This window comes from Aminobacter sp. P4_H6_2 (genome assembly GCF_056400805.1).
Window position 1 is genome coordinate 1 of record NZ_JBFUKO010000509.1, and the last position, 4,000, is coordinate 4,000.

General features: G+C 60.5%; 3 protein-coding genes. All 3 read right to left on the minus strand.

Annotation, left to right across the window (positions count from 1 at the left end; all coding sequences use genetic code 11):
* Positions 1–548: 548 nt before the first annotated feature.
* Complete coding sequence (locus AC1DUU_RS25420; protein ID WP_476786146.1) at positions 549–1,187, minus strand: LysE family translocator; 639 nt, start codon at positions 1,185–1,187, stop codon at positions 549–551.
* Between the two features lie 168 nt (positions 1,188–1,355).
* A complete protein-coding gene (locus AC1DUU_RS25425) occupies positions 1,356–1,739 on the minus strand; it encodes a hypothetical protein (protein ID WP_476786147.1) in 384 nt (127 codons plus the stop codon).
* Between the two features lie 86 nt (positions 1,740–1,825).
* Positions 1,826–4,000: autotransporter family protein (locus AC1DUU_RS25430; protein WP_476786148.1), on the minus strand; the 2,175-nt coding region annotated here is incomplete at its 5' end.

Below are 4,000 nucleotides of genomic sequence, written 5' to 3' on the forward strand. Positions count from 1 at the left end.
ACCTTCAAACGGAGCCGGAAACGCCTCAATCAAATGAAAATTTCTATCCGCAGGCATAGGCGTAGACATAGAACATGGCACCAATCTGGATCGCTCGTGCCAAATGTCGCCTGAAGCTTTACCTAAAACCAGATGGGATGCCCTTGGCGCTTACACAAATGGCCGTGTTTGGCTTGTTCATGATGAGCGGCGACGGGCGACGTTAAGATCCGGCAGTCTCGGCGGATATCTCATCCTTGCGCCGCAGCATTCCGAAACTGGCAGCGGCCAGTAAATGCCAGTTGTGCGGTGATAATTCTGCGTTGTAAAAATCAGAACTGGAAGGCCATAAGACTCACCCGGTTTTGTCTTGGCTACCAATGGAAGTTCGTCCCGCTGCCGTTTCTACGGCGACCTGGTTAGCCCTTGTCATTTTTGCAGTACCGAAAACTCAGTCGTGGGCGGCGCTCCGAGGTGCGGACGCGCAGTTCATCCATAAACTCTTCCCACACGGTCCGCCTCTTTTAGTAATTGCATGCGAATTCCAGCCGAAAGGTAAGAGTTCTGCGTCAAACAGAAGATCGTACGCTGTCAGTCAACAGCTTGACCCCCAGCGCTCCAACCACCACTCCCGCAGCGCGGTCGATCCAGACTTTGGATCGCAAATAGGCAGCCTTCGGCCCACGCGATGAAAAACTCAGTGCCACGATGGCGTACCATGCAAATTCGTTGAGGAAGAGCATCGGCGGCAGAGCAAATAACATCCAGAATGGTGCCGGCGAGGGCAAAAGCGCGGCGAACATCGAAGCATAAAAGATCGCTGTCTTCGGATTGGAGAGTTGCACAAAGAGACCACGCAGAAGGGACTTCCAAAGCGTGCTTGGTCGTCCGGTTGTCGACTCGGCAACCTCTATCGGTTCGGGCGCGGCGCGCCAGATATTAATTCCGAGCCAAACAAGATAGGCTCCGCCGGCCAGCCTTAGCGCAAGATTAAGCCATTGAACTTGCAGCAGGATCGCCGTCAGGCCCACGACCGCGACGCAGGCGAAAACAAAGCCGCCTATGCCCATGCCTAACGCCGCCATTACCCCGTCTGCGCGCGACCCTGAGATGGCGATGCGCGAAACCACGACAAAGCTCGGGCCTGGGCTGATAGCCCCGAGAAGAAAGACCCCGAGGATGGAGAACAAGATCGCAAGTTCATGCACTGCGTTTCCTCCTCCTATCCAACGCTCTTCGCGCTGGACGCTTCACTGAGACCTACCCAGCCACCCCGCGGAAGCTGCCATATCACGGCGACGGCTGTTACTCGCTGCGCGTCACCTGGTCGCCGACGGTCAGCGTCCTTCATCGTGCATTTGAGCCGTTTTAGCCACCTATTTGCTGCCTGGCGGTTTCTTTCCCGATGACGTGCCGTCGGGGTTCATTCCGTAGCGGCGATAGAGTTCCTGTTCGTCGCGTGCTAGTTGCGCGCCCATGCGAGCGTCGGCGCTTTTCGCTAACGCGTTGCGGGCAGCAAGACCGGCAGGCCCCAGTGCCATTGCCGAAAGGCCTGTCGGATCAGATGCAGCCGCGATACCTGCCACGCCCTGAGCAGTGCCCAACGCTACGGCTTCGGCGTTGAGCTGTTTCTCCAAGGCCCTGGTGTTGTCGGAAAAGTTCGAACCCTCAAAATTGGACTTGGTACTCTGGCATGCAACCAACCCGAAAATCGCAAACGACGCACAAGAAAAACGAACTCCGTAGCCGTTCCATACCATGTTTTTAGGATCCCCTTGCCTGCAAAAGTCGGCATACCCCGCCGGATTCCGGCCCTGCGCCGGAGTCCAATCCGATCGACCGCTGCTTAGAACCTGATGCTCAGGTCGGCCTTGAAGCCGTTATCGCTGGCGTGGCTGGCCAATTGCCCTGCGTAGGAGAGACCAAGCGTCGCCTGGGACGAGACGGCAAAGTCCAGCCCGGCCTCGATCACAGCCACATCGCGGGCAATCGGCGTACCCACGACCGTGAAGGCCTCTCCCCCGGCAAAGGCTACGCTCGCCAGGGGCTTGACGTCGCCGGAGGCATGGCGCCAGCCGAGCGTTCCGCGCGCGGTGGCAGCGACGCCGCCGAGCACGAAGTTACTTTGGGCGCGGATACCGAGCGTGGTGAAGGTGGCGTCGGTGGTGGTGCCGGTCGCTTTCAGCGCCGCCGCTCCGCCATGCTCGTTGAAGCCATCAGTGTGCAGGCTGACATAGGCCAGATTGGCAAAGGGCTCGAAGGAAGCCGCCGCCGTATCGATACGGTAGCCAACCTCGGCGAAGATCTGGGCGGTGCCTGCGTCGTACTTCGCGGACAGACTGTCTTCGAAGCCGGGGAAGGCAACACTGCGGCCGATGTCGATGCGGCTCCAACTGTATGCGGCCCCACCGCGCAGGCCAACAGCGCCCCACTGGCCACCGCCGTAAAGGCCGAGATGGTAGTTGTCGCTGTTGCCCGACGAGGAGCGGTCGTCCACGTCGAACGTGGTCTGGCTATAGCCRGCGACCAGGCCAGCGCGCCAGGCCTCGCCAAAGGCCGCGTCGCCACCTATCAGCAAGCCGCCGGTGGAATCGTCGAGGCTTGCCGCATTGCCGTCGCCCCGAAACGAACCCCAGGAGCCAAATGCCTCGCTCCACATGGCAAAGCGGTCGGTGGCAGCCGGCGCCAGTTCGGAGCCGCCCTCGCCATAGGCCAAAACTGGCAAGGCGGCAGCGCCGACGGCCCCGAAGGCCGAACGGACACGCGCGTCTGCCGCATCGCGGACGAAGCGGCTGTCGTTGAGCAGTACGCCCTTGGCGGACGAATGGATCTCACCTGACATCTCATCGAAGGCAAATCGGGCATCCGCGGCGCTCAGCGTCAGCACGCGGTCATAAAGGGCATTGCCCGCGCCAAGCCCCTCTACGCCGCCGCCGGTGACGATCTGATTGTGCGTGTTTCCGACATTCTCGAAGGTCGTGCCATTGCGTGTCAGCGCCAGCTTCACGTCTTTCTCGGAATAACTCAGGGCCGCATCGAGGAAGGCGAGATTCGAGGTGACCCCGGCAAAGGTGCCATCGATTCCGCCCTCGGCGCTCAGGATCGTGTAGCTGGTCTGGTCGGCATAGTCACCGCCGCTCGCCAGCGTCGCAACGCGGCCGCCATTGAGATATGCAATGCCCGTCACATCGACCCGATCGCTGTTGCCGGCTGCGTCGGCCTTCACTTCGAGAGTGGAGCCCTCCTGCATGGTCAAGTCGCCGTCGACTGACAGCACGCCCATCGACTTTCCACCCGTGAGGGTACCGGAAACCACTGCCGTGCCTACCGTCCCGTTGCCACCGAGGCGCCCTTCGGCCCCGACGACCACGTCGCCAATATCGCCATCGACCTGCAGCGTGCCCTGGCGCACTTCCGTGCCACCCCAATAGGTGTTCTCGCCTTCAAGGACGAGCGTGCCCAGATCGGTCTTGACCAGTCGCCCGGCACCATCCATGTTGTTGTAGATGGTTGCGGTGTAATTCGCACCGGCTGCAGTGCCGTCGCCAACCCGGATGAAAGCGTCACCCGCAACCAGTTCGAGCATGTCGCCTGACAGGATGTAGCCGTCACTCGCGAATTGCATGCCGGTTGCCTGCACCTGCCCTGTGCCACTGTCCACAAGCACGTTGCCCGCCGTGCCCCCGAAGACCGCAAAGCCAGGACGAGGGTTCATAGGACCGTTCAGGATGCCGTTTGCATCGGTGAAAGCGCGACCGCCAGTTTTCCAGCGGCCGCCGCCGCCATCAACCTTGTTGTTGTCCCAGTTTGCAGCTTTGTCGCCATCCCAAAACAACACCGGACCGTAATTTGGATCATCCGCGACCAAGTTGACTTGCCCACCAACCGCAGTCTGTACGGCGAGATTATCGGCATCATAGCCGTTGGGCACAGTCCCGATTTCAAGACCGCGGTCGTCGAGCGCTCCGCCATAGCTGAACAAGCGATAAACCCCGGGACCGAAGCCGCCTTTGTTGACCAC

Bases quoted from the DNA above. Each gene is read 5' to 3' on its own strand.
- AC1DUU_RS25425 (WP_476786147.1), bottom strand. From the start codon at position 1,739: ATGGTATGGAACGGCTACGGAGTTCGTTTTTCTTGTGCGTCGTTTGCG.